The following is an 18,940-nucleotide window of genomic DNA, read 5'->3' on the forward strand; positions in this document are numbered from 1 at the left end:
TTACTCACAGTTTTTTCACTTTTGCCTGGCGATTGGTTTAATAACCGCCAAAACGTCTGTGTCGAACGAAGCAGACCAGGATCAAAAGTAAATATAAGCATATAAAAATGAGTGGCGCTATTCATCGACGCTATTTAGAATCGCCTCCCATGAAAACTGAGACTCCTTCCGTAAAAATTGTTGCTATCGCCGATGACGAAGCGGGGCAACGCATCGATAACTTTTTGCGCACCCAACTGAAAGGTGTGCCAAAAAGTATGATTTACCGCATCTTGCGTAAAGGCGAAGTCCGCGTGAATAAAAAACGCGTGAAGCCGGAATATAAGCTGGAAGCGGGCGATGAAGTGCGTATTCCACCTGTCCGCGTTGCGGAACGGGAAGAGGAAGCGGTTTCGCCGCACCTGCAAAAAGTTGCCGCGCTGAGCGACGTCATTCTTTATGAAGATGAACATATCCTGGTGCTGAATAAACCCTCTGGTACTGCGGTACACGGCGGTAGTGGGTTAAGTTTCGGCGTCATTGAAGGGCTGCGTGCATTACGTCCGCAAGCGCGTTTTCTGGAACTGGTGCACCGTCTGGATCGTGACACTTCCGGTGTGCTGCTGGTCGCCAAAAAACGTTCCGCGCTGCGTTCGCTGCACGAGCAGTTGCGTGATAAAGGCATGCAGAAAGATTATCTGGCGCTGGTGCGCGGCCAGTGGCAGTCCCACGTCAAAGTGGTGCAGGCGCCTCTGTTGAAAAATATTCTCCAAAGCGGTGAGCGTATTGTGCGCGTCAACCAGGAAGGAAAGCCGTCAGAAACCCGCTTTAAAGTCGAAGAGCGTTATGATGTCGCGACATTGGTCCGTTGCAGCCCGGTAACGGGTCGTACGCATCAAATTCGCGTTCATACCCAATATGCGGGTCATCCGATCGCCTTTGACGATCGATATGGTGATCGTGAGTTTGATAAACAACTGGCAGGCACCGGGTTAACACGGCTGTTTCTGCATGCCGCAGCGTTGAAGTTTACCCACCCTAATACCGGCGAAACTATTCGTATAGAAGCGCCGCTGGACGATCAACTCAAGCGTTGTCTGCAAGTGCTACGCAACAAGAAAGCATAAGCAAGGGCGGTCATGGTGACCGCCTTTCTTTTATGCGCGAGTCGGTTTAAGCGGCACCGCAGTGTTCTTTTCCTTAATAGGCAGATTAACCAGCGCTGCCAGTAGGGCCAGGGCGATATCTGCATACCATACCCAGTCGAGATTTCCCGCATATTGCATGGCCAGTCCACCCAGCCACGCGCCAAAGAAAGCGCCGACCTGATGTGAAAACAAGGTAAAGCCAAACAGTGTCGCCAGATAACGGGTTCCAAACAACTTACCAACAATACCTGCCGTTGGCGGCACGGTAGCAAGCCAGGTTAAGCCTATCGCACAGGCGAAGAGATAGAATGCCAGCGTCGTTTTTGGTGACAGCAAAAAAGCGATGATCAGTATTGCTCGGGACGCGTATAGCACGGCGAGGATATATTTCATCGGGAATCGCTTTCCGAGAAACCCCGCGAAAATACTGCCTGCAATATTACAAAGACCGATCAGCGAAAGGCTAATGGCAGAGACTGAGGCATCGTGTCCACACAGGCTAACTTCACTCGGCAAATGCGTAGTGAGAAACGCCACATGGAAGCCACAGGTCAAAAAACCGGCATGCAGAAGCAGATAGCTGGGATGAAGAAAGGCCGCGCGAATTTGCTGTTTAAGCCCCGGATCGTCTGATACTGCAGGTTGAGTCAGCGTGGGCGAAGGTTTTTCGCTTTTCCGACACAGAAACCACGATGGAATTATTGTCGACAGCGCGGCGAGGGCCAGGAAAACCAGTCCTGCGGCGACACCACGCAGACTGACAATAAATTGTATTAACGGGGCGAAGATAAATTGCCCCATGGAACCACCGGCGTTAATCATACCGCTGGCAACGGAGCCTTTATCAGATGGCAATCTTCCCGCGACGATGCCGATCAATACAGAGAAGCTACCCGCGGCGGCGCCAGCCGGGCTTAACAGTCCCTGTGCGAGCGTCAGCGGTAAAAAAGAGGACGCCCACAGTGTGCCAAGCTGTCCCAGCGCTATCAGGACAGCACCGATGACCAACACGTTGAAAGCACCACGCTTATCCGCCCAGGCACCAAACAGTGGCTGAAATGCGCCCCACATCAGTTGGCCTATTGCCAGTGCCATACTGACTTCGGCAATGCTCACTGTGGTGGAGTGCACAATAGGGTGGACAAACAGCCCCACCGTCTGCCGTACACCCATGGTTATCATTAAAATCAGACTGGCCAGGGCAACCAGCGACCACAGCCCCGCTGACGGCTCTTGAGATACGCGACGTTTCACCACCGGGGCTTCCTTACATAACCTTAGTACATGAGTAGATTTATTAGCGCGATAGCGGGTTACAGCCTTCCCGGCGTAGCATCTGGCACAGTGCAATCAGCGGCAGGCCAACCAGCGTATTCGGATCGCGACCTTCCAGGCGGTCAAAAAGCGCAATCCCAAGACCTTCACTCTTAAAGCTTCCCGCACAGTGCAGAGGGTTTTCTTTACGCACGTAGTCTTCTATTTCCTGGGCACTCAGGTGGCGAAAATGCACATCGAAAGGTTCGCACTCGGTTTGTAAATGACCCGTTGCGGAATTAAACAGCGCCAGCCCGGTATAAAATGTCACAATATTTCCGCTTGCCCGGGTTAATTGCTGACGTGCATTTTCTTCGGTCAGCGGCTTGCCGGTAATTTCACCTTCCAGCATGCACACTTGATCAGACCCAATAATCAAATGATGGGGAAAACGTTGGGCCAGCGATTGCGCTTTCTCTTGTGCCAGTCGCAGCACGAGGTGGCGGGGGGACTCGCCGGGTTGTGGGGTTTCGTCGGTCAGTGGCGCGGCACATTCAAACGCCAGCCCGAGCTTCTCTAATAACGCACGACGCCAGGGCGATGTCGATGCAAGAACAATATCTGACATATTTTTTTCACCAAATATGGCTTAACCATGACAGGCATTTTAAACTGTAGGCCGCAATGTGTGCGAATTATTGGCAAAAGGCAACCTCAGGCTGCCTTTTTCTTTGACTCTATGACGTTACAAAGTTAATATGCGCGCCCTATGCAAAAGGTAAAATTACCCCTGACTCTCGATCCGGTTCGCACGGCTCAGAAACGCCTTGATTATGAGGGCATCTATCTGCCCAATCAGGTTGAGCGTGTCGCCGAATCTGTAGTCAGTGTGGACAGTGATGTGGAATGCTCCATTTCGTTCGCCATCGACAACCAACGCCTCGCGGTTATAACCGGTGATGCGAAAGTGACGGTGTCCCTCGAATGCCAGCGTTGCGGCAAGCCGTTTACCCATCATGTTCACACAACATATTGTTTTAGTCCTGTCCGTTCAGATGAACAGGCTGAAGCACTGCCGGAAGCGTATGAACCGATTGAGGTTAACGACTTCGGTGAAATCGATCTGCTGGCGATGGTTGAAGATGAAATCATCCTCTCCTTGCCCGTAGTTCCGGTGCATGATTCTGAACACTGTGAAGTGTCCGAGGCGGACATGGTCTTTGGTGAACTGCCTGATGAAGCGCAAAAACCAAACCCATTTGCCGTATTAGCCAGCTTAAAGCGTAAGTAATAGGTTTTCCCCGCTCAAACGGGGGTAAATCGTAATTAAGGAGTAAGGTCCATGGCCGTACAACAGAATAAACCAACCCGTTCCAAACGTGGCATGCGTCGTTCTCATGACGCGCTGACCGCAGTCACCAGCCTGTCTGTAGACAAAACCTCTGGTGAAACCCACCTGCGTCACCACGTTACCGCCGACGGTTTCTACCGCGGTCGCAAGGTAATCACTAAGTAATCACGCGCAAGCGTGATCAAACTTAGTGAGGATTTCCCCGTGAAAACGGGGATTTACCGATACCTTGACTCGTCTAACCCTGGCGTTAGATGTCATGGGGGGCGATTTTGGCCCTTCCGTGACAGTGCCTGCAGCTTTGCAGGCACTGAACTCTAATTCGCATCTTAATCTTCTTTTAGTCGGCGATCCCGACGCTATCACACCATTGCTCGCCAAAGCTGATTTCGAGCAACGCTCGCGTTTGCTTGTTATTCCCGCACAGTCAGTTATTGCCAGCGATGCTCGCCCCTCGCAAGCTGTCCGCAACAGTCGCGGCAGTTCAATGCGGATGGCGCTGGAGCTTGTAAAAGAAGGTCGTGCCGAGGCCTGCGTCAGTGCCGGTAATACCGGCGCGCTGATGGGGCTGGCTAAAATGTTGCTCAAACCCATTGAGGGAATTGAGCGTCCCGCGCTGGTGACTGTTTTACCGCACCAGCAGAAAGGGAAAACGGTGGTGCTCGATTTAGGCGCCAACGTCGACTGCGATGGCAAGATGCTGGCGCAGTTTGCAGTAATGGGTGCGGTGATGGCGGAAGAAGTCGTGGGGATCGCTAACCCCCGCGTGACGCTTCTGAACATTGGTGAAGAAGAGACCAAAGGCCATGACAACATTCGTGATGCTGCAGCGATTTTAAAAGCGGTTCCGACAATTAACTATATTGGTTATCTGGAAGCGAACGAATTACTCACCGGTAAAACGGATGTACTGGTTTGTGACGGTTTTACGGGAAACGTCACATTAAAAACGATGGAAGGTGTTGTCAGAGTGTTTCTTTCGCTGCTGAAATCACAGGGTGAAGGGAAAAAACGGTCGTGGTGGCTGATTTTATTAAAGCGTTGGTTACAAAAAAGCCTGAGCAGGCGATTCAGTCACCTCAACCCCGACCAGTATAATGGCGCCTGTCTGTTAGGATTGCGCGGCACGGTGATTAAGAGTCATGGTGCTGCCAATCAGCGAGCATTTACCGTCGCGATTGAACAGGCAGTGCAGGCGGTGCAGCGGCAAGTTCCCCGGCGAATTGCCGCTCGCCTGGAATCTGTGTTACCGGAAAAAGACTGAGCGTACATGTATACGAAGATTATTGGTACCGGCAGCTATCTGCCTGAACAAGTGCGAACTAACGCCGACCTGGAAAAAATGGTGGATACGTCTGACGAGTGGATTGTCACCCGCACAGGTATTCGTGAACGCCGGATTGCTGCGCCAGATGAAACCGTCTCCACCATGGGGTTTGAAGCTGCAAAGCGCGCCCTGGAAATGGCAGGTATTAGCGCGGATGAGATTGGTCTGATTATCGTCGCTACCACCTCCGCAACGCATGCCTTCCCCAGCGCCGCATGTCAGGTGCAGAACATGTTAGGCGTGAAAGGCTGCCCGGCATTTGATGTTGCTGCTGCCTGCGCGGGTTTCACCTATGCGCTTAGCATCGCCGATCAATATGTAAAATCGGGCGCGGTGAAAAATGCGCTGGTGATCGGTTCTGACGTTCTGGCGCGTACCTGCGACCCGGAAGATCGTGGCACCATTATTATTTTTGGCGATGGCGCGGGCGCAGTTGTGCTCGGAGCATCCGAAGAGCCGGGTATCATCTCTACGCATCTGCATGCTGACGGTAGTTACGGCGAACTGTTAACGCTGCCGAATGCCAATCGTGTGCATCCAGAGAATCCTATTTTCCTGACAATGGCAGGAAACGAAGTCTTTAAAGTGGCGGTGACTGAGCTTTCTCGCATCGTCGACGAAACCCTCGAAGCGAATAATTTGCAGCGCAGTGAGCTGAACTGGCTGGTGCCGCATCAGGCAAATCTGCGCATTATCAGCGCGACAGCCAAAAAACTGGGCATGTCGCTGGACAACGTTGTGGTGACACTCGATCGTCACGGTAATACTTCTGCGGCGTCTGTCCCTTGTGCGCTGGATGAAGCGGTTCGCGACGGGCGCATTCAGCGCGGCCAATTGATTCTGCTGGAAGCCTTTGGCGGTGGTTTCACCTGGGGCTCTGCGCTGGTTCGTTTCTAGTACTAAGGATAAAAACATGACGCAATTTGCATTTGTGTTCCCGGGACAGGGTTCTCAAACCGTGGGTATGTTAGCTGACATGGCAGCAACTCACCCGGTTGTTGAAGAGACATTCCGTGAAGCCTCTGCGGCACTTGGCTACGATCTGTGGGCACTTGTTCAACAAGGGCCGGCGGAAGAGTTGAATAAAACCTGGCAGACGCAGCCTGCATTGTTGACGGCTTCCGTTGCCTTATGGCGTGTGTGGCAGCAACAGGGCGGTAAAACCCCTGCGTTGATGGCCGGCCACAGCCTGGGCGAGTATTCTGCACTGGTCTGTGCAGGTGTTATCCCGTTTGCAGACGCGGTGCGTCTGGTTGAACTGCGCGGTAAATTCATGCAGGAAGCCGTGCCGGAAGGTACTGGTGCTATGGCGGCAATTATCGGTCTGGATGATGCGTCCATCGCCAAAGCGTGTGAAGAGTCCGCGCAAGGGCAGGTTGTTTCTCCGGTAAACTATAATTCTCCGGGCCAGGTTGTTATCGCAGGCCACAAAGATGCGGTTGATCGTGCGGGTGCTGCCTGTAAAGCTGCTGGCGCGAAGCGCGCGCTGCCGCTGCCGGTCAGCGTGCCATCCCACTGTGCGCTGATGAAACCTGCTGCAGAGAAACTGGCGGCAGAATTAGAAAAAATCACGTTCAGCGTTCCGCAGGTTCCGGTTGTAAACAACGTTGATGTGAAATGCGAAACGTCGCCGGAAGCGATTCGTCACGCGCTGGTACGTCAGCTTTACAGCCCGGTGCAATGGACCAAAAGCGTTGAATGTATGGCATCACAGGGCGTTGAGCACCTGTATGAAGTTGGCCCAGGTAAAGTGCTTACCGGTCTGACAAAACGTATTGTTGATACCCTGACAGCGTCTGCGCTTAATGAGCCAGCCGCGCTGTCAGAGGCACTTGCGCAATAAAAGAGGAAAACCATGAGTTTTGAAGGAAAAGTCGCGCTGGTTACCGGCGCGAGCCGTGGCATTGGCCGCGCAATCGCGGAAGCCCTTGTTGCTCGTGGCGCGAAGGTTATCGGTACTGCAACCAGCGAAAATGGCGCTCAGGCTATTAGTGATTATTTAGGTGCCAACGGTAAAGGTCTGATGTTGAATGTGACCGATCCTGCATCTATTGAATCTGTGCTGGAAAACATTCGTGCCGGGTTTGGCGAAGTTGATATCCTGGTCAATAATGCCGGTATCACTCGCGATAACCTGTTAATGCGCATGAAGGATGACGAGTGGAACGATATCATCGAAACTAACCTGTCATCGGTTTTCCGTCTGTCAAAAGCGGTGATGCGCGCTATGATGAAAAAGCGTCATGGTCGTATCATCACTATCGGTTCTGTGGTTGGTACCATGGGAAATGCTGGTCAGGCAAACTACGCTGCGGCGAAGGCGGGTCTGATTGGTTTCAGTAAATCGCTGGCGCGAGAAGTCGCATCACGCGGGATTACTGTGAACGTTGTTGCTCCGGGCTTTATTGAAACGGACATGACGCGTGCGCTGACCGAAGATCAGCGTGCGGGTATTCTGGCGCAAGTTCCAGCGGGTCGCCTTGGCGGTGCTCAGGAAATCGCCAGCGCGGTTGCATTTTTAGCCTCTGACGAAGCAGGTTACATCACTGGTGAGACCCTGCACGTCAACGGCGGAATGTATATGGTTTAACCACGATTAAAATTATTTGCGTTATTAGGGCGAAAGGCCTCAAAATAGCGTAAAATCGTGGTACGAACTGCCGGGATTTAGTTGCAAATTTTTCAACATTTTATACACTACGAAAACCATCGCGAAAGCGAGTTTTGATAGGAAATTTAAGAGTATGAGCACTATCGAAGAACGCGTTAAGAAAATTATCGGCGAGCAGCTGGGCGTTAAGCAGGAAGAAGTTACCAACAATGCTTCCTTCGTTGAAGACCTGGGCGCTGATTCTCTTGACACCGTTGAGCTGGTAATGGCTCTGGAAGAAGAGTTTGATACTGAGATTCCGGACGAAGAAGCTGAGAAAATCACCACCGTTCAGGCTGCCATTGATTACATCAACGGTCACCAGGCGTAAGTGAACATCTCCAGGCGGTCATTCGACCGCCTGAGTTTTATCTTTTATCCCCCTAATCTTAATCTTTTTTCCCTCCCTGGAGGACAACCGTGTCTAAGCGTCGTGTAGTTGTGACCGGACTGGGCATGTTGTCTCCTGTCGGCAATACCGTAGAGTCTACCTGGAAAGCTCTCCTTGCCGGTCAGAGTGGCATCAGCCTGATCGACCATTTCGATACTAGCGCCTACGCAACGAAATTTGCTGGCTTAGTAAAGGACTTTAACTGTGAAGACATCATCTCGCGTAAAGAACAGCGCAAGATGGATGACTTTATTCAATATGGAATTGTCGCTGGCGTTCAGGCCATGCAGGATTCTGGCCTTGAAGTGACGGAAGAGAACGCAACCCGCATCGGTGCCGCTATTGGTTCCGGTATTGGTGGTCTCGGCCTGATTGAGGAAAACCACAGTTCTTTAGTGAATGGTGGCCCACGTAAAATCAGCCCGTTCTTCGTCCCGTCGACGATTGTTAATATGGTGGCCGGTCATCTGACCATCATGTTTGGCCTCCGCGGCCCAAGTATTTCGATTGCCACAGCCTGTACATCTGGTGTGCATAATATCGGCCATGCTGCACGTATGATCGCCTATGGCGATGCGGATGCGATGCTTGCCGGTGGCGCAGAAAAAGCGAGTACCCCGCTGGGCGTGGGTGGCTTTGGCGCGGCACGTGCGCTATCTACACGCAACGATAATCCTCAGGCTGCGAGCCGTCCGTGGGATCAGGACCGTGATGGTTTTGTTCTTGGCGATGGCGCAGGCATTATCATGCTTGAAGAGTATGAACACGCGAAAAAACGCGGTGCGAAAATTTATGCGGAAATCGTTGGTTTCGGCATGAGTAGCGATGCTTACCACATGACCTCTCCGCCGGAAAACGGTGCGGGTGCTGCTGATGCGATGGTCAACGCCATTCGTGATGCGGGCCTTGAACCAGGCCAAATCGGTTATGTAAACGCCCATGGGACATCGACCCCGGCGGGTGACAAAGCTGAAGCGCAGGCGGTTAAATCCGTGTTTGGTGATGCAGCGAGCCGCATTATGGTTAGCTCTACCAAATCTATGACGGGCCACCTGCTGGGTGCTGCGGGCGCGGTAGAGTCTATCTTCTCTATCCTTGCACTGCGCGACCAGGCTGTTCCGCCGACCATCAACCTGGATAACCCGTCTGAGGGTTGCGATCTGGATTTCGTTCCGCACGAAGCCCGTCAGGTAAATGGTCTGGAGTACACGCTGTGTAACTCCTTCGGCTTTGGTGGTACTAACGGCTCCCTGATCTTCAAAAAGGTCTGAGCGTAGCGCTGTTTATTACCCCAGCCTGTAAAAAGGTCCGCACTGCGGGCCTTTTTTATTCAGTTTTCTCCGCTTGTCCGGCGCAGAGTGTCCTGCCACACTAATCAGCCACGCATAAGGAGCCTCTATGTTGTTGATTAATGGTTGCGAGCAGACATTTCTTGCCGCAAATGACAGAGCGACTCAGTTTGGCGACGGCTGTTTCACGACGGCGCGTATCGACAACGGCACTATCAGTCTGTTGGCTGAACATCTGCATCGTCTGAAACTCGCCTGTGACAGGCTCTTTATCCCTTTTAACCAGTGGAAAACGCTGGAAGACGAAATGCGTCGTCTCGCCTCGGGAAGGACAAGTGGGGTTCTGAAAGCAATTATCAGCCGGGGCGGTGGTGGACGTGGTTATAGCGGAGCCGGGTGCCAGAGTCCGACACGTATTCTCAGCGTTTCTGCGTATCCGACGCATTACACTCGCTGGCGAGAAGAGGGGGTTACGCTTTCACTCAGCCCGGTACGTCTGGGGCGCAACCCGCACCTTGCCGGCATCAAACATCTCAATCGGCTGGAGCAGGTCCTGATCCGCCGTTATCTTGAGCAATCTCACGGTGACGAGGCGCTGGTTCTTGACAGTGAAGGGTGGGTTACGGAATGCTGTGCCGCGAATATTTTCTGGCGCAAAGGCCGCGATGTATTTACCCCAAACCTGAGTCAGGCTGGCGTTGATGGCATCATGCGACAATTTTGTCTGCGCCAACTGGCATCTTCCGACTATCGCGTTGTCGAAATCAATGCGTCGCCAGATGCACTTAACACTGCTGATGAAGTCATCATCTGTAATGCATTAATGCCCGTGATCCCCGTGCGTGAGTGGGATGGCATAAGCTGGACTTCCCGGGAGTTGTACCAATTTTTAGCCCCTCTTTGTGAGCATCCGATATCGTCATGAAAAAAATGTTGCGCGTTGTACTTCTTCTTCTGCTGGTCCTGGTGATTGCGGCAGGCGCGGGTATATGGAAAGTTCGCCAGTTGGCCGACAGTAAGCTCCTCATTAAAGAGGAGACTATTTTTACACTGGAAGCAGGAACCGGGCGCGTTGCGTTGGGTGAACAGCTTTATAGCGAGAAGGTGATTAATCGCCCGCGTGTGTTCCAGTGGTTGTTGCGCGTGGAGCCTGATCTTTCGCACTTTAAAGCCGGTACCTATCGGTTTACCCCAACTATGACGGTGCGTGACATGCTCCAGTTGCTGGAAAGCGGCAAAGAGGCGCAGTTCCCACTCCGTCTGGTTGAAGGGATGCGGTTAAGTGATTATCTGCAGCAACTGCGTGCCGCGCCGTATATCAAGCACACCCTGAAAGATGATGAATACGCGACGGTTGCTAAGGCGCTGGATTTCGAGCATGCGGACTGGGTGGAAGGGTGGTTCTGGCCGGATACCTGGATGTATACCGCGAATACCACGGATATTGCACTGCTCAAGCGTGCGCACCAAAAAATGGTGCGGGCGATTGATCAGGCGTGGGAAGGGCGTATGGAGGGGTTACCCTACCAGGATATAAACCAGATGGTGACGATGGCGTCTATCATCGAGAAAGAGACGGCGGTGGCCAGCGAGCGCGATAAAGTCGCATCGGTCTTTATTAACCGTTTGCGAATTGGGATGCGACTACAAACGGATCCCACCGTGATTTACGGGATGGGTGAGCGGTATAATGGTAAGTTGTCACGTGCCGATCTGGAAACGCCAACGCCGTACAATACCTATATCATCAGCGGTCTGCCGCCGGGTCCGATTGCCACGCCTGGCGAAGCCTCATTGAAAGCTGCGGCGCACCCGGCAAAAACGCCGTATCTCTATTTTGTCGCTGATGGCAAGGGTGGTCACACATTTAACACCAATCTCGCGAGCCACAATCGGTCAGTGCAGGACTATTTAAAAGTACTTAAGGAAAAAAATGGGCAGTAAATACATCGTCATTGAAGGGCTCGAAGGGGCAGGAAAAACCACCGCGCGTGATGTCGTGGTCGACGCGCTACGTCAACTGGGCGTAGAGGAGATGGTTTTCACCCGCGAGCCGGGCGGTACGCAACTGGCAGAAAAACTGCGCAGCCTGGTACTGGACATTCGTTCTGTTGGCGATGAGACGATTACGGTTAAGGCCGAAGTATTAATGTTTTATGCTGCCCGCGTTCAATTGGTGGAGACAGTGATTAAACCGGCACTGGCCAACGGAAGTTGGGTGATTGGCGATCGTCACGACCTCTCTACACAAGCCTATCAGGGCGGTGGACGTGGCGTTGATCAGACCATGCTGGCAACATTGCGCGACGCGGTGTTGGGTGATTTCCGCCCGGACCTGACGCTTTATCTGGACGTGACGCCCGAAGTCGGACTCAAGCGCGCCCGTGCTCGCGGTGAGCTGGACCGCATTGAACAGGAATCTCTGGATTTCTTCAACCGCACACGTGCCCGTTACCTTGAGCTGGCGGCGGCAGATGACAGCATTCGCACCATCGATGCCACGCAATCGCTCGAAGACGTGGTGGCGGATATCCGCCAGACTGTCACCGCCTGGGTGCAGGAGCAGGGCGCATGAGATGGTACCCGTGGCTGCGAGCGGATTATGAGCAACTGGTCGCCAGTTATCATGCCGGTCGCGGACATCATGCCTTGCTGGTCCACGCGCTACCGGGAATGGGTGACGATGCGCTGATCTATGCGCTAAGCCGTTATCTGCTTTGCCAGCATCCGGAAAATGCCAAAAGCTGCGGCCATTGCCGGGGCTGCCAGTTAATGCAGGCGGGGACGCATCCGGATTATTACCCGTTAGCCCCAGAAAAGGGCAAGACCACGCTCGGGATCGACGCGGTGCGCGAGGTCAGCGAAAAACTGTATGAGCACGCCCGTCTTGGCGGCGCTAAAGTGGTCTGGATTCAGGACGCCGCGCTTTTAACAGACGCCGCGGCAAATGCCCTGCTCAAAACGCTGGAAGAGCCGCCGAAAGAGACCTGGTTTTTTATGAGCTGTCGCGAACCGGCGCGCTTACTGGCAACGTTGCGTAGCCGCTGTCGGATGCATCACCTCGCGCCGCCTGCCGAGAACTATGCTTGTGCCTGGCTTGCTCGCGAGCACAGCGCGTCACAAGAGACCATTGTCAGCGCGTTACGCCTGTGTGGCGGCGCGCCCGGTGCGGCAGAGCAACTGCTGCAGGCGGACAACCTCGCACCGCGTCAGGCGCTGTGTCAGTCTCTTGGGCAGGTACTCAATAATGGCGACTGGCTTTCGCTGCTGGCGACATTGAGCCACGAACAGGTGGCCGAACGCCTGCACTGGCTGGCGACACTGCTGCTCGATGCCCTTAAGGTTCAGCAGGGCGCAACATTGCTGACGAATATGGATGCGATAATGCTGGTACGCCAGCTTGCCAGCCAGTTTAATGGCGAACGCCTGCAAGCCTGCCTTCACGCGGCGGTGGAATGCCGCGAACAGCTGATGACAGTGGTGGGCGTCAACCGTGAATTGCTATTGACCGACCTTTTATTACGCATTGAGCGTTACCTGCAACCCGGCGCTACGTTGCCCGGACAGCATTTCTAAGAGAGAGATTATGTTTTTAGTCGACTCCCATTGCCATCTTGATGGCCTGGATTATCAGTCGTTACATACGGATGTTAATGACGCGCTAGAAAAAGCCGCGGCCCGCGACGTGAAATTCTTCCTCGCCGTGGCGACGACACTGCCGGGTTACCGCAGTATGCGCGACCTGGTGGGAGAGCGTAGCGATGTGGCTTTTTCCTGCGGCGTACATCCGCTCAATCAGGATGAAGCCTATGCGGTGGAAGATTTACGCCGCATGGCCGCAGAAGAAGGCGTTGTGGCAATGGGTGAAACGGGTCTGGACTATTATTACACGCCGGAAACCAAAGCCCGCCAGCAAGCGTCGTTTCGTGATCATATCCGTATTGGTCGTGAACTGAATAAGCCGGTAATTGTTCACACCCGTGATGCGCGGGCAGATACGCTGGCTATCCTTCGCGAAGAAAAGGTGACGGATTGCGGAGGCGTACTACACTGTTTTACGGAAGATAGGGAAACGGCAGGTCAGTTATTAGATCTGGGCTTCTATATCTCGTTTTCCGGGATCGTCACCTTCCGTAACGCGGAACAACTGCGTGATGCGGCGCGTTACGTTCCGCTCGATCGTTTGCTGGTGGAGACAGATTCGCCTTATCTGGCACCGGTTCCTCATCGCGGTAAAGAAAACCAACCGGCGTATGTCCGGGATGTTGCTGAATATATGGCAGTTTTGAAGGGCGTTTCGGTCGATGAACTGGCGCAACAAACCACAGAAAACTTCGCTAAACTGTTCCATATCGATCCGGCCCGCCTGCAATCCCTCTGAATTTTCAGCTTATTTTAGTGCTCGTAATTAATAAGTAATGAGAGTAAAGTTCACCGCCACAAAAGAGGCGGTGAACGCTTTTTTTGACACATTCGGTAATGGGTTTTGTAAATCTATGAAAGTTTTGCCTCTGGCGCTAACTGAAACGTGATAGCCGTCAAACAAACTTATGCGGATTTATTTTACTCTGTGTAATAAATAAAGGGCACTTAGATGTCCTGTTCACAGCACGGTTCTCCCCCCGTGCCAATGCGCAAAAAGCGTAAAAAAAGCACAAATACTCAGGAGCACTCTCAATTATGTTTAAGAATGCATTTGCTAACCTGCAGAAGGTCGGTAAATCGCTGATGCTGCCGGTATCCGTACTGCCTATCGCAGGTATCCTGCTGGGCGTCGGGTCTGCTAACTTCAGCTGGCTGCCAGAAGTGGTTTCTCACGTAATGGCCGAAGCAGGCGGTTCTGTTTTTGCTAACATGCCGCTGATCTTCGCTATCGGTGTTGCTCTTGGCTTCACCAATAACGATGGCGTATCCGGTCTTGCTGCTGTGGTGGCCTACGGCATCATGGTGAAAACCATGTCCGTGGTTGCACCTCTGGTACTGCATTTACCTGCAGAAGAAATCGCGGCTAAACATCTGGCAGATACCGGTGTCCTCGGTGGTATCATCGCCGGTGCCATCGCTGCGTATATGTTTAACCGTTTCTACCGTATCAAGCTGCCTGAGTATCTGGGCTTCTTCGCCGGTAAGCGTTTTGTTCCGATTATCTCCGGTCTGGCCGCTATTATCTTCGGTGTTGTGCTGTCCTTCATTTGGCCACCGATTGGTACTGCTATTCAGGAATTCTCTCAATGGGCTGCCTACCAGAACCCGGTTGTTGCGTTCGGTATCTACGGCTTCATTGAGCGTTGCCTGGTGCCGTTTGGTCTGCATCATATCTGGAACGTTCCTTTCCAGATGCAGATCGGCGAATTCACCAACGCAGCAGGCCAGGTATTCCACGGCGATATCCCGCGTTACATGGCAGGCGACCCGACTGCGGGCAAACTGTCTGGCGGCTTCCTGTTCAAAATGTATGGCCTGCCGGCTGCTGCTATCGCGATTTGGCACTCTGCTAAACCAGAGAACCGCGCGAAAGTGGGCGGTATCATGATCTCCGCAGCGTTGACCTCGTTCCTGACCGGTATCACCGAGCCGATCGAGTTCTCCTTCATGTTCGTTGCGCCGATCCTGTACGCAATCCATGCGATTCTGGCTGGTCTGGCATTCCCGATCTGTATCCTGCTGGGTATGCGTGACGGTACGTCCTTCTCTCACGGCCTGATCGACTTCATCGTCCTGTCCGGTAACGGCAGCAAACTGTGGTTGTTCCCGGTTGTAGGTCTGTGCTATGCAGCGATTTACTACACCGTGTTCCGCGTACTGATTAAAGCGCTGGATCTGAAAACCCCGGGTCGTGAAGATGCGTCCGAAGAGTCTAAAGCTGGCGCAACCAGCGAAATGGCTCCGGCACTGGTCGCTGCGTTCGGCGGTAAAGAAAACATCACTAACCTGGATGCTTGCATCACTCGTCTGCGCGTTAGCGTTGCCGATGTGGCAAAAGTTGACCAGCCTGGTCTGAAAAAACTGGGCGCGGCAGGTGTGGTGGTTGCTGGTTCTGGTGTACAGGCAATTTTCGGTACTAAATCCGATAACCTGAAAACCGAAATGGATGAGTACATCCGCAGCAACTAAGCCGTAAAGTCTGGGGAGACTGAGGCAGCCGAAAGGCTGCCTTTTTTACGTTCAAAGGTTTTACATTTAAGGCAAATGAGACAAGAAGGTCATCTGTCACGTCAGAAGGGTGAAGGGCAATGAAATATAAAAAAGCCCGTCAGCGAACTAACGGGCAGGGGTTAGCATCTGAACGCCGTCATCAAAAGCTATAGCTGGCGCTGAGGGAAAAATTACGCGGTGCGCCGTAGACGGTATAGCTGCCTACATAATCGTAGTACTCACGGTCAAACACATTGTTCAGGTTTGCCTGGACGGCGAAATCTTTAGTGACCTGATAGCGCCCGAACAGATTCACCAGTGCATAGCTGCCTTGTTCTGCGCGCTGGGTATCTGACACGTCGGTCCAGACTTTGTTCTGCCAGTTTACCCCTCCGCCGATTGTTAACTCAGGCAGTGCCGGCAACTGATAGCGGGTAAACAACTTCATGGTGGTTCGCGGTTGATCGGAACTGACTGCCTTGCCCTGCTTGTCTTCGGCAATAAAGCGAGTCGCACCGAAGGTTAACTGCCAGTTATCGGTCAGCGCACCGTTCAGCTCAAATTCGATACCTTTACTGACGACGCCATCCAGGGATTCATAGATGGACTCCCCGCCTGGCATGTAAGTGTACGTATTACTGGCGACACCGTCTTGCTCGATACGGAACACGGCAAGGGACGTTGTCAGACGGGTGCTAAACCAGTCTGCTTTTACACCCGCTTCATAGCTCTTACCGGTGGTTGGATCGAGATAGTGCCCGGATGCGTCACGTTTGTCCTGCGGCTGGAAGATCTCGGTATAGCTGGCGTATGCGGACCAGTCTTCGTTGATGTCATAGACCAGGCCTGCATACGGTGTGACATCGTCTTTGGTGCTTTCAAGCCGGGTAGAAGGTGAACCTGACGGGTTGTAGCGAATATTGTATTCGGTATAACGTGCGCCCACGATCAGGTGCAGTGGATCGGCCAGCGAGACACGCGCCGAGGTATAGGCAGACGACTGACGAATATCGTCCTTGCTATACAGCGCCCATGGTGTCCATGCCGGATCGGCAATATTACCACTCCAGCCACTGTTGAATGAGCCCACATCGACAATCGTCCCAGGCGTGTCCGGCAGGGAATTGTCATAATGGTTACGCTGGCGGCTGTAGCTTGCGCCGAACATCAACTCGTGCTGGCGGCCAAACAGGTCAAAACCGCCACGCATGAAGGCATCAATGGCATCCTGTTTACGCTCGCCACGGTTCCAGCCGCCGTAACCGACCATTCCCAAGCCTGTGGCTTCATCCGGATAACCGTACATATACATCGTTTTGGTATCGAAATTGGTTTCCGCATGCATACCGTTAACATGCGCTTCCCAGCCATTGCCAAAACGCTGCGTCAGGTTGGCGAAGACTTTGGTGTTGTCTTTATCGGAATAGGCCCAAGTTGGCGCAACGGTTGTGCTGCGGTCATATTTCGCTTTGCTACCATCGGCGTACCAGGTCGGCAGACCGCCCCAGGTGGGGCTGTCAGTCTGGCTTTCCTGATACTCATATCCCAGCGATAAGGTGGTGCTGTCGGTTACGTCAGCATCAACAACACCGTAGATGAATTTTTTGCGGTAGTGGTATGTGTCCACCCAACTGTCATTATCCTGGTAACCGGTGATGACGCGGCCACGCACTTTGCCCGATTCGGTCAGCGGAGCCTGCAGATCAAGGATATAACGTTGTTTATCCCAGCTACCGTAAGTGGCGGACACGTTACCTTTGAATTCAGTACTATCTGCATGCTTACGCACCATGTTGACATAGGCCGCCGGGTTGCCAGTACCGGACATCAGACCCGTCGCGCCGCGTACTACTTCAATGCGGTCATAGATGGCGGTATCGGCGGCGGTGTCGCCAAAGTTCCAGACTTCACTAATGGAGGTTGGAAGATCGTCGTAGGCGTAGTTGCTGACAAAGAAGCCACGTGAATAAAACACGGTGCGATCGCTGTCCTGTACCTGCGCGGTGACGCCGGTGGTATTGGTCAATACTTGCCCGATTGAGTTCAGGTTCTGATCCTGCATACGCTGCTGACTGATAACGCTTACCGACTGTGGGATATCGCGCGGCACGAGCAGCAGTTTAGTGCCGGTGGTGGTGGTCTGAACGCTGTAGTCCTGGTCCTGGTGGGTATCGCTTTGGTCGCCGGATGCGCCTTCAACAATAACAGTTTCATCAGTGCCGGATGTGGATGCTGCAAAACCTGCGGCTGGTGTTAACGCGAACCCAATACAAACGGCCAGCAATGATGGCGCGCTGTTAAACGGACGCTGCTCATTCCTGGCGTTAATGGTGAAAGACATTATTAACCCTTAATGGTATGTGAACGGGATTGTCCGGATCGCGATGCATTGTCGGCGTCCGGTCTGTTTTTATTTTTCAGTTAATAAACGCGCATGAAAATGCAAATGCGAAATATACGCATTCATAATTGAGATGTAAACAGATGTAATATCCGTAGCTGAGTGGTTGATTTAACGCGGTTATGGGTAAGTGTTGGTTATAACACCACCAGCCGGTGGCGAAATCTTGAAGAAAAAGAGCGTTATAGTTGAAACAGCCGGAGAATCTCGCTCATACTCTACACTGTATCTCGTGATGGGGCGGTTTCGCCCGCGCGTATAAAAAGGAAAACGTCATGGCCGAAGAAACCATTTTCAGTAAGATTATCCGTCGGGAAATTCCGTCGGACATCGTCTATCAGGATGAATTAGTTACCGCTTTCCGTGATATCTCTCCCCAGGCTCCGACGCATGTTCTGATCGTGCCGAATATCCTTATTCCTACCGCTAATGACATTACCGAAGCGCATGAACAGGCGATGGGACGGATGATGACCGTCGCAGCAAAAATTGCCCGTGCTGAGGGCATTGCGGAAGATGGTTATCGCCTCATCATGAACTGTAACCGCCACGGCGGACAGGAAGTCTGGCATATCCATATGCATTTGTTGGGTGGTCGCCCCTTAGGCCCGATGCTGGCACATAAAGGCGAGTGATATGATCAACGGACGCGTTGCACTTCTGGTGACGGCCCTGGCGTTAGTCGGCTGTGGCTCGCGTCCTGCGATCCCGGTGGCCAACGATCAAACGCTGGTGATGGAAGCCAATGTTCTGGCCGCAGGTATCACCGCTGACTCTCCCACGCTGAGCACGCAGGAAATCCAGCCCTCTGCCTCGTCTCGCCTGTTCAATGAACGCGCGCAGCCGGTAACCATCAATTACCGTTTTTACTGGTACGACGCCAGAGGCCTGGAAATGCACCCGCTCGAAGAACCGCGTAGGATCACGATCCCGGCGCACTCCGCTGTCACACTTTATGGAAATGCAAATTTCCTGGGTGCGCACAAGGTCAGACTTTATCTCTATCTATAAGGGG

General features: G+C 52.9%; 20 protein-coding genes. 17 read left to right on the plus strand and 3 right to left on the minus strand.

Features of this window, described 5'->3' with window-relative positions; translation table 11 throughout:
- Nucleotides 1-149 precede the first annotated feature (149 nt).
- A complete protein-coding gene (gene rluC, locus ABU190_RS10365; protein WP_354691240.1) occupies nt 150-1,106 on the plus strand; it encodes a 23S rRNA pseudouridine(955/2504/2580) synthase RluC in 957 nt (318 codons plus the stop codon).
- A 30-nt stretch (nt 1,107-1,136) separates the two neighbouring features.
- Here rluC and ABU190_RS10370 read toward each other — a convergent pair whose 3' ends face one another.
- Nucleotides 1,137-2,381: an MFS transporter gene (locus ABU190_RS10370; protein WP_354691241.1), complete on the minus strand. Its 1,245-nt coding sequence runs from the start codon at nt 2,379-2,381 to the stop codon at nt 1,137-1,139.
- A 43-nt stretch (nt 2,382-2,424) separates the two neighbouring features.
- The gene (locus ABU190_RS10375; RefSeq protein WP_041851731.1) at nt 2,425-3,009 is read right to left on the minus strand and encodes a nucleoside triphosphate pyrophosphatase; all 585 of its coding nucleotides are present in this window, start codon (nt 3,007-3,009) and stop codon (nt 2,425-2,427) included.
- Between the two features lie 141 nt (nt 3,010-3,150).
- Between ABU190_RS10375 and yceD the strand changes: the two genes are divergently transcribed.
- The 14 genes from yceD (at nt 3,151) to ptsG (ending at nt 15,503) form a co-directional block, all read left to right on the plus strand.
- A complete protein-coding gene (yceD, locus tag ABU190_RS10380) occupies nt 3,151-3,672 on the plus strand; it encodes a 23S rRNA accumulation protein YceD (RefSeq protein WP_354691242.1) in 522 nt (173 codons plus the stop codon).
- A gap of 51 nt (nt 3,673-3,723) precedes the next feature.
- A complete protein-coding gene (rpmF, locus tag ABU190_RS10385; RefSeq protein ID WP_020457446.1) occupies nt 3,724-3,897 on the plus strand; it encodes a 50S ribosomal protein L32 in 174 nt (57 codons plus the stop codon).
- Nucleotides 3,898-3,961: 64 nt separating this feature from the next.
- Nucleotides 3,962-4,996 (plus strand): phosphate acyltransferase PlsX, encoded by a 1,035-nt coding sequence (plsX, locus tag ABU190_RS10390; protein WP_354691243.1) that lies wholly within the window; start codon nt 3,962-3,964, stop codon nt 4,994-4,996.
- Nucleotides 4,997-5,002: 6 nt separating this feature from the next.
- Nucleotides 5,003-5,956, plus strand: coding sequence for a beta-ketoacyl-ACP synthase III (locus ABU190_RS10395; RefSeq protein WP_354691244.1), 954 nt, complete (start codon nt 5,003-5,005; stop codon nt 5,954-5,956).
- 16 nt (nt 5,957-5,972) lie between these two features.
- The gene (gene fabD / locus ABU190_RS10400) at nt 5,973-6,902 is read left to right on the plus strand and encodes an ACP S-malonyltransferase (protein ID WP_354691245.1); all 930 of its coding nucleotides are present in this window, start codon (nt 5,973-5,975) and stop codon (nt 6,900-6,902) included.
- A 12-nt stretch (nt 6,903-6,914) separates the two neighbouring features.
- On the plus strand, nt 6,915-7,649 hold the full coding sequence (gene fabG, locus ABU190_RS10405) for a 3-oxoacyl-ACP reductase FabG (protein ID WP_041851726.1): 735 nt from the start codon (nt 6,915-6,917) through the stop codon (nt 7,647-7,649).
- 154 nt (nt 7,650-7,803) lie between these two features.
- The gene (gene acpP / locus ABU190_RS10410) at nt 7,804-8,040 is read left to right on the plus strand and encodes an acyl carrier protein (RefSeq protein WP_000103754.1); all 237 of its coding nucleotides are present in this window, start codon (nt 7,804-7,806) and stop codon (nt 8,038-8,040) included.
- Nucleotides 8,041-8,129: 89 nt separating this feature from the next.
- A complete protein-coding gene (fabF, locus tag ABU190_RS10415) occupies nt 8,130-9,371 on the plus strand; it encodes a beta-ketoacyl-ACP synthase II (protein WP_041851725.1) in 1,242 nt (413 codons plus the stop codon).
- Between the two features lie 127 nt (nt 9,372-9,498).
- On the plus strand, nt 9,499-10,314 hold the full coding sequence (gene pabC, locus ABU190_RS10420) for an aminodeoxychorismate lyase (RefSeq protein ID WP_354691246.1): 816 nt from the start codon (nt 9,499-9,501) through the stop codon (nt 10,312-10,314).
- Nucleotides 10,311-11,333, plus strand: coding sequence for a cell division protein YceG (gene yceG / locus ABU190_RS10425; protein ID WP_354691247.1), 1,023 nt, complete (start codon nt 10,311-10,313; stop codon nt 11,331-11,333). The genes pabC and yceG overlap by 4 nt, the downstream gene beginning before the upstream one ends.
- Nucleotides 11,323-11,964 carry a dTMP kinase gene (tmk, locus tag ABU190_RS10430; RefSeq protein ID WP_354691248.1) on the plus strand — a complete coding sequence of 214 codons (642 nt, stop codon included), beginning with the start codon at nt 11,323-11,325 and terminating at the stop codon, nt 11,962-11,964. Before yceG ends, tmk begins: the two co-directional genes overlap by 11 nt.
- The gene (gene holB / locus ABU190_RS10435; RefSeq protein WP_354691249.1) at nt 11,961-12,965 is read left to right on the plus strand and encodes a DNA polymerase III subunit delta'; all 1,005 of its coding nucleotides are present in this window, start codon (nt 11,961-11,963) and stop codon (nt 12,963-12,965) included. The genes tmk and holB overlap by 4 nt, the downstream gene beginning before the upstream one ends.
- Nucleotides 12,966-12,975: 10 nt before the next feature.
- A complete protein-coding gene (locus ABU190_RS10440) occupies nt 12,976-13,770 on the plus strand; it encodes a metal-dependent hydrolase (RefSeq protein WP_271849061.1) in 795 nt (264 codons plus the stop codon).
- Between the two features lie 299 nt (nt 13,771-14,069).
- A complete protein-coding gene (gene ptsG, locus ABU190_RS10445) occupies nt 14,070-15,503 on the plus strand; it encodes a PTS glucose transporter subunit IIBC (RefSeq protein ID WP_041851719.1) in 1,434 nt (477 codons plus the stop codon).
- 181 nt (nt 15,504-15,684) lie between these two features.
- On the opposite strand, the gene fhuE is transcribed toward ptsG, so the two are convergent.
- Nucleotides 15,685-17,865, minus strand: coding sequence for a ferric-rhodotorulic acid/ferric-coprogen receptor FhuE (gene fhuE / locus ABU190_RS10450; RefSeq protein WP_354691250.1), 2,181 nt, complete (start codon nt 17,863-17,865; stop codon nt 15,685-15,687).
- Between the two features lie 335 nt (nt 17,866-18,200).
- Here fhuE and hinT point away from each other — a divergent pair, with 335 nt between their 5' ends.
- Both hinT and ABU190_RS10460 read left to right on the plus strand, forming a co-directional pair.
- Nucleotides 18,201-18,560, plus strand: coding sequence for a purine nucleoside phosphoramidase (gene hinT / locus ABU190_RS10455; protein ID WP_090087896.1), 360 nt, complete (start codon nt 18,201-18,203; stop codon nt 18,558-18,560).
- 1 nt (nt 18,561) lies between these two features.
- The gene (locus ABU190_RS10460) at nt 18,562-18,936 is read left to right on the plus strand and encodes a YcfL family protein (RefSeq protein ID WP_041851716.1); all 375 of its coding nucleotides are present in this window, start codon (nt 18,562-18,564) and stop codon (nt 18,934-18,936) included.
- The last annotated feature ends 4 nt before the right edge of the window (nt 18,937-18,940 follow it).

This window comes from Phytobacter sp. RSE-02, assembly GCF_040578655.1.
GTDB lineage: Bacteria > Pseudomonadota > Gammaproteobacteria > Enterobacterales > Enterobacteriaceae > Phytobacter > Phytobacter diazotrophicus.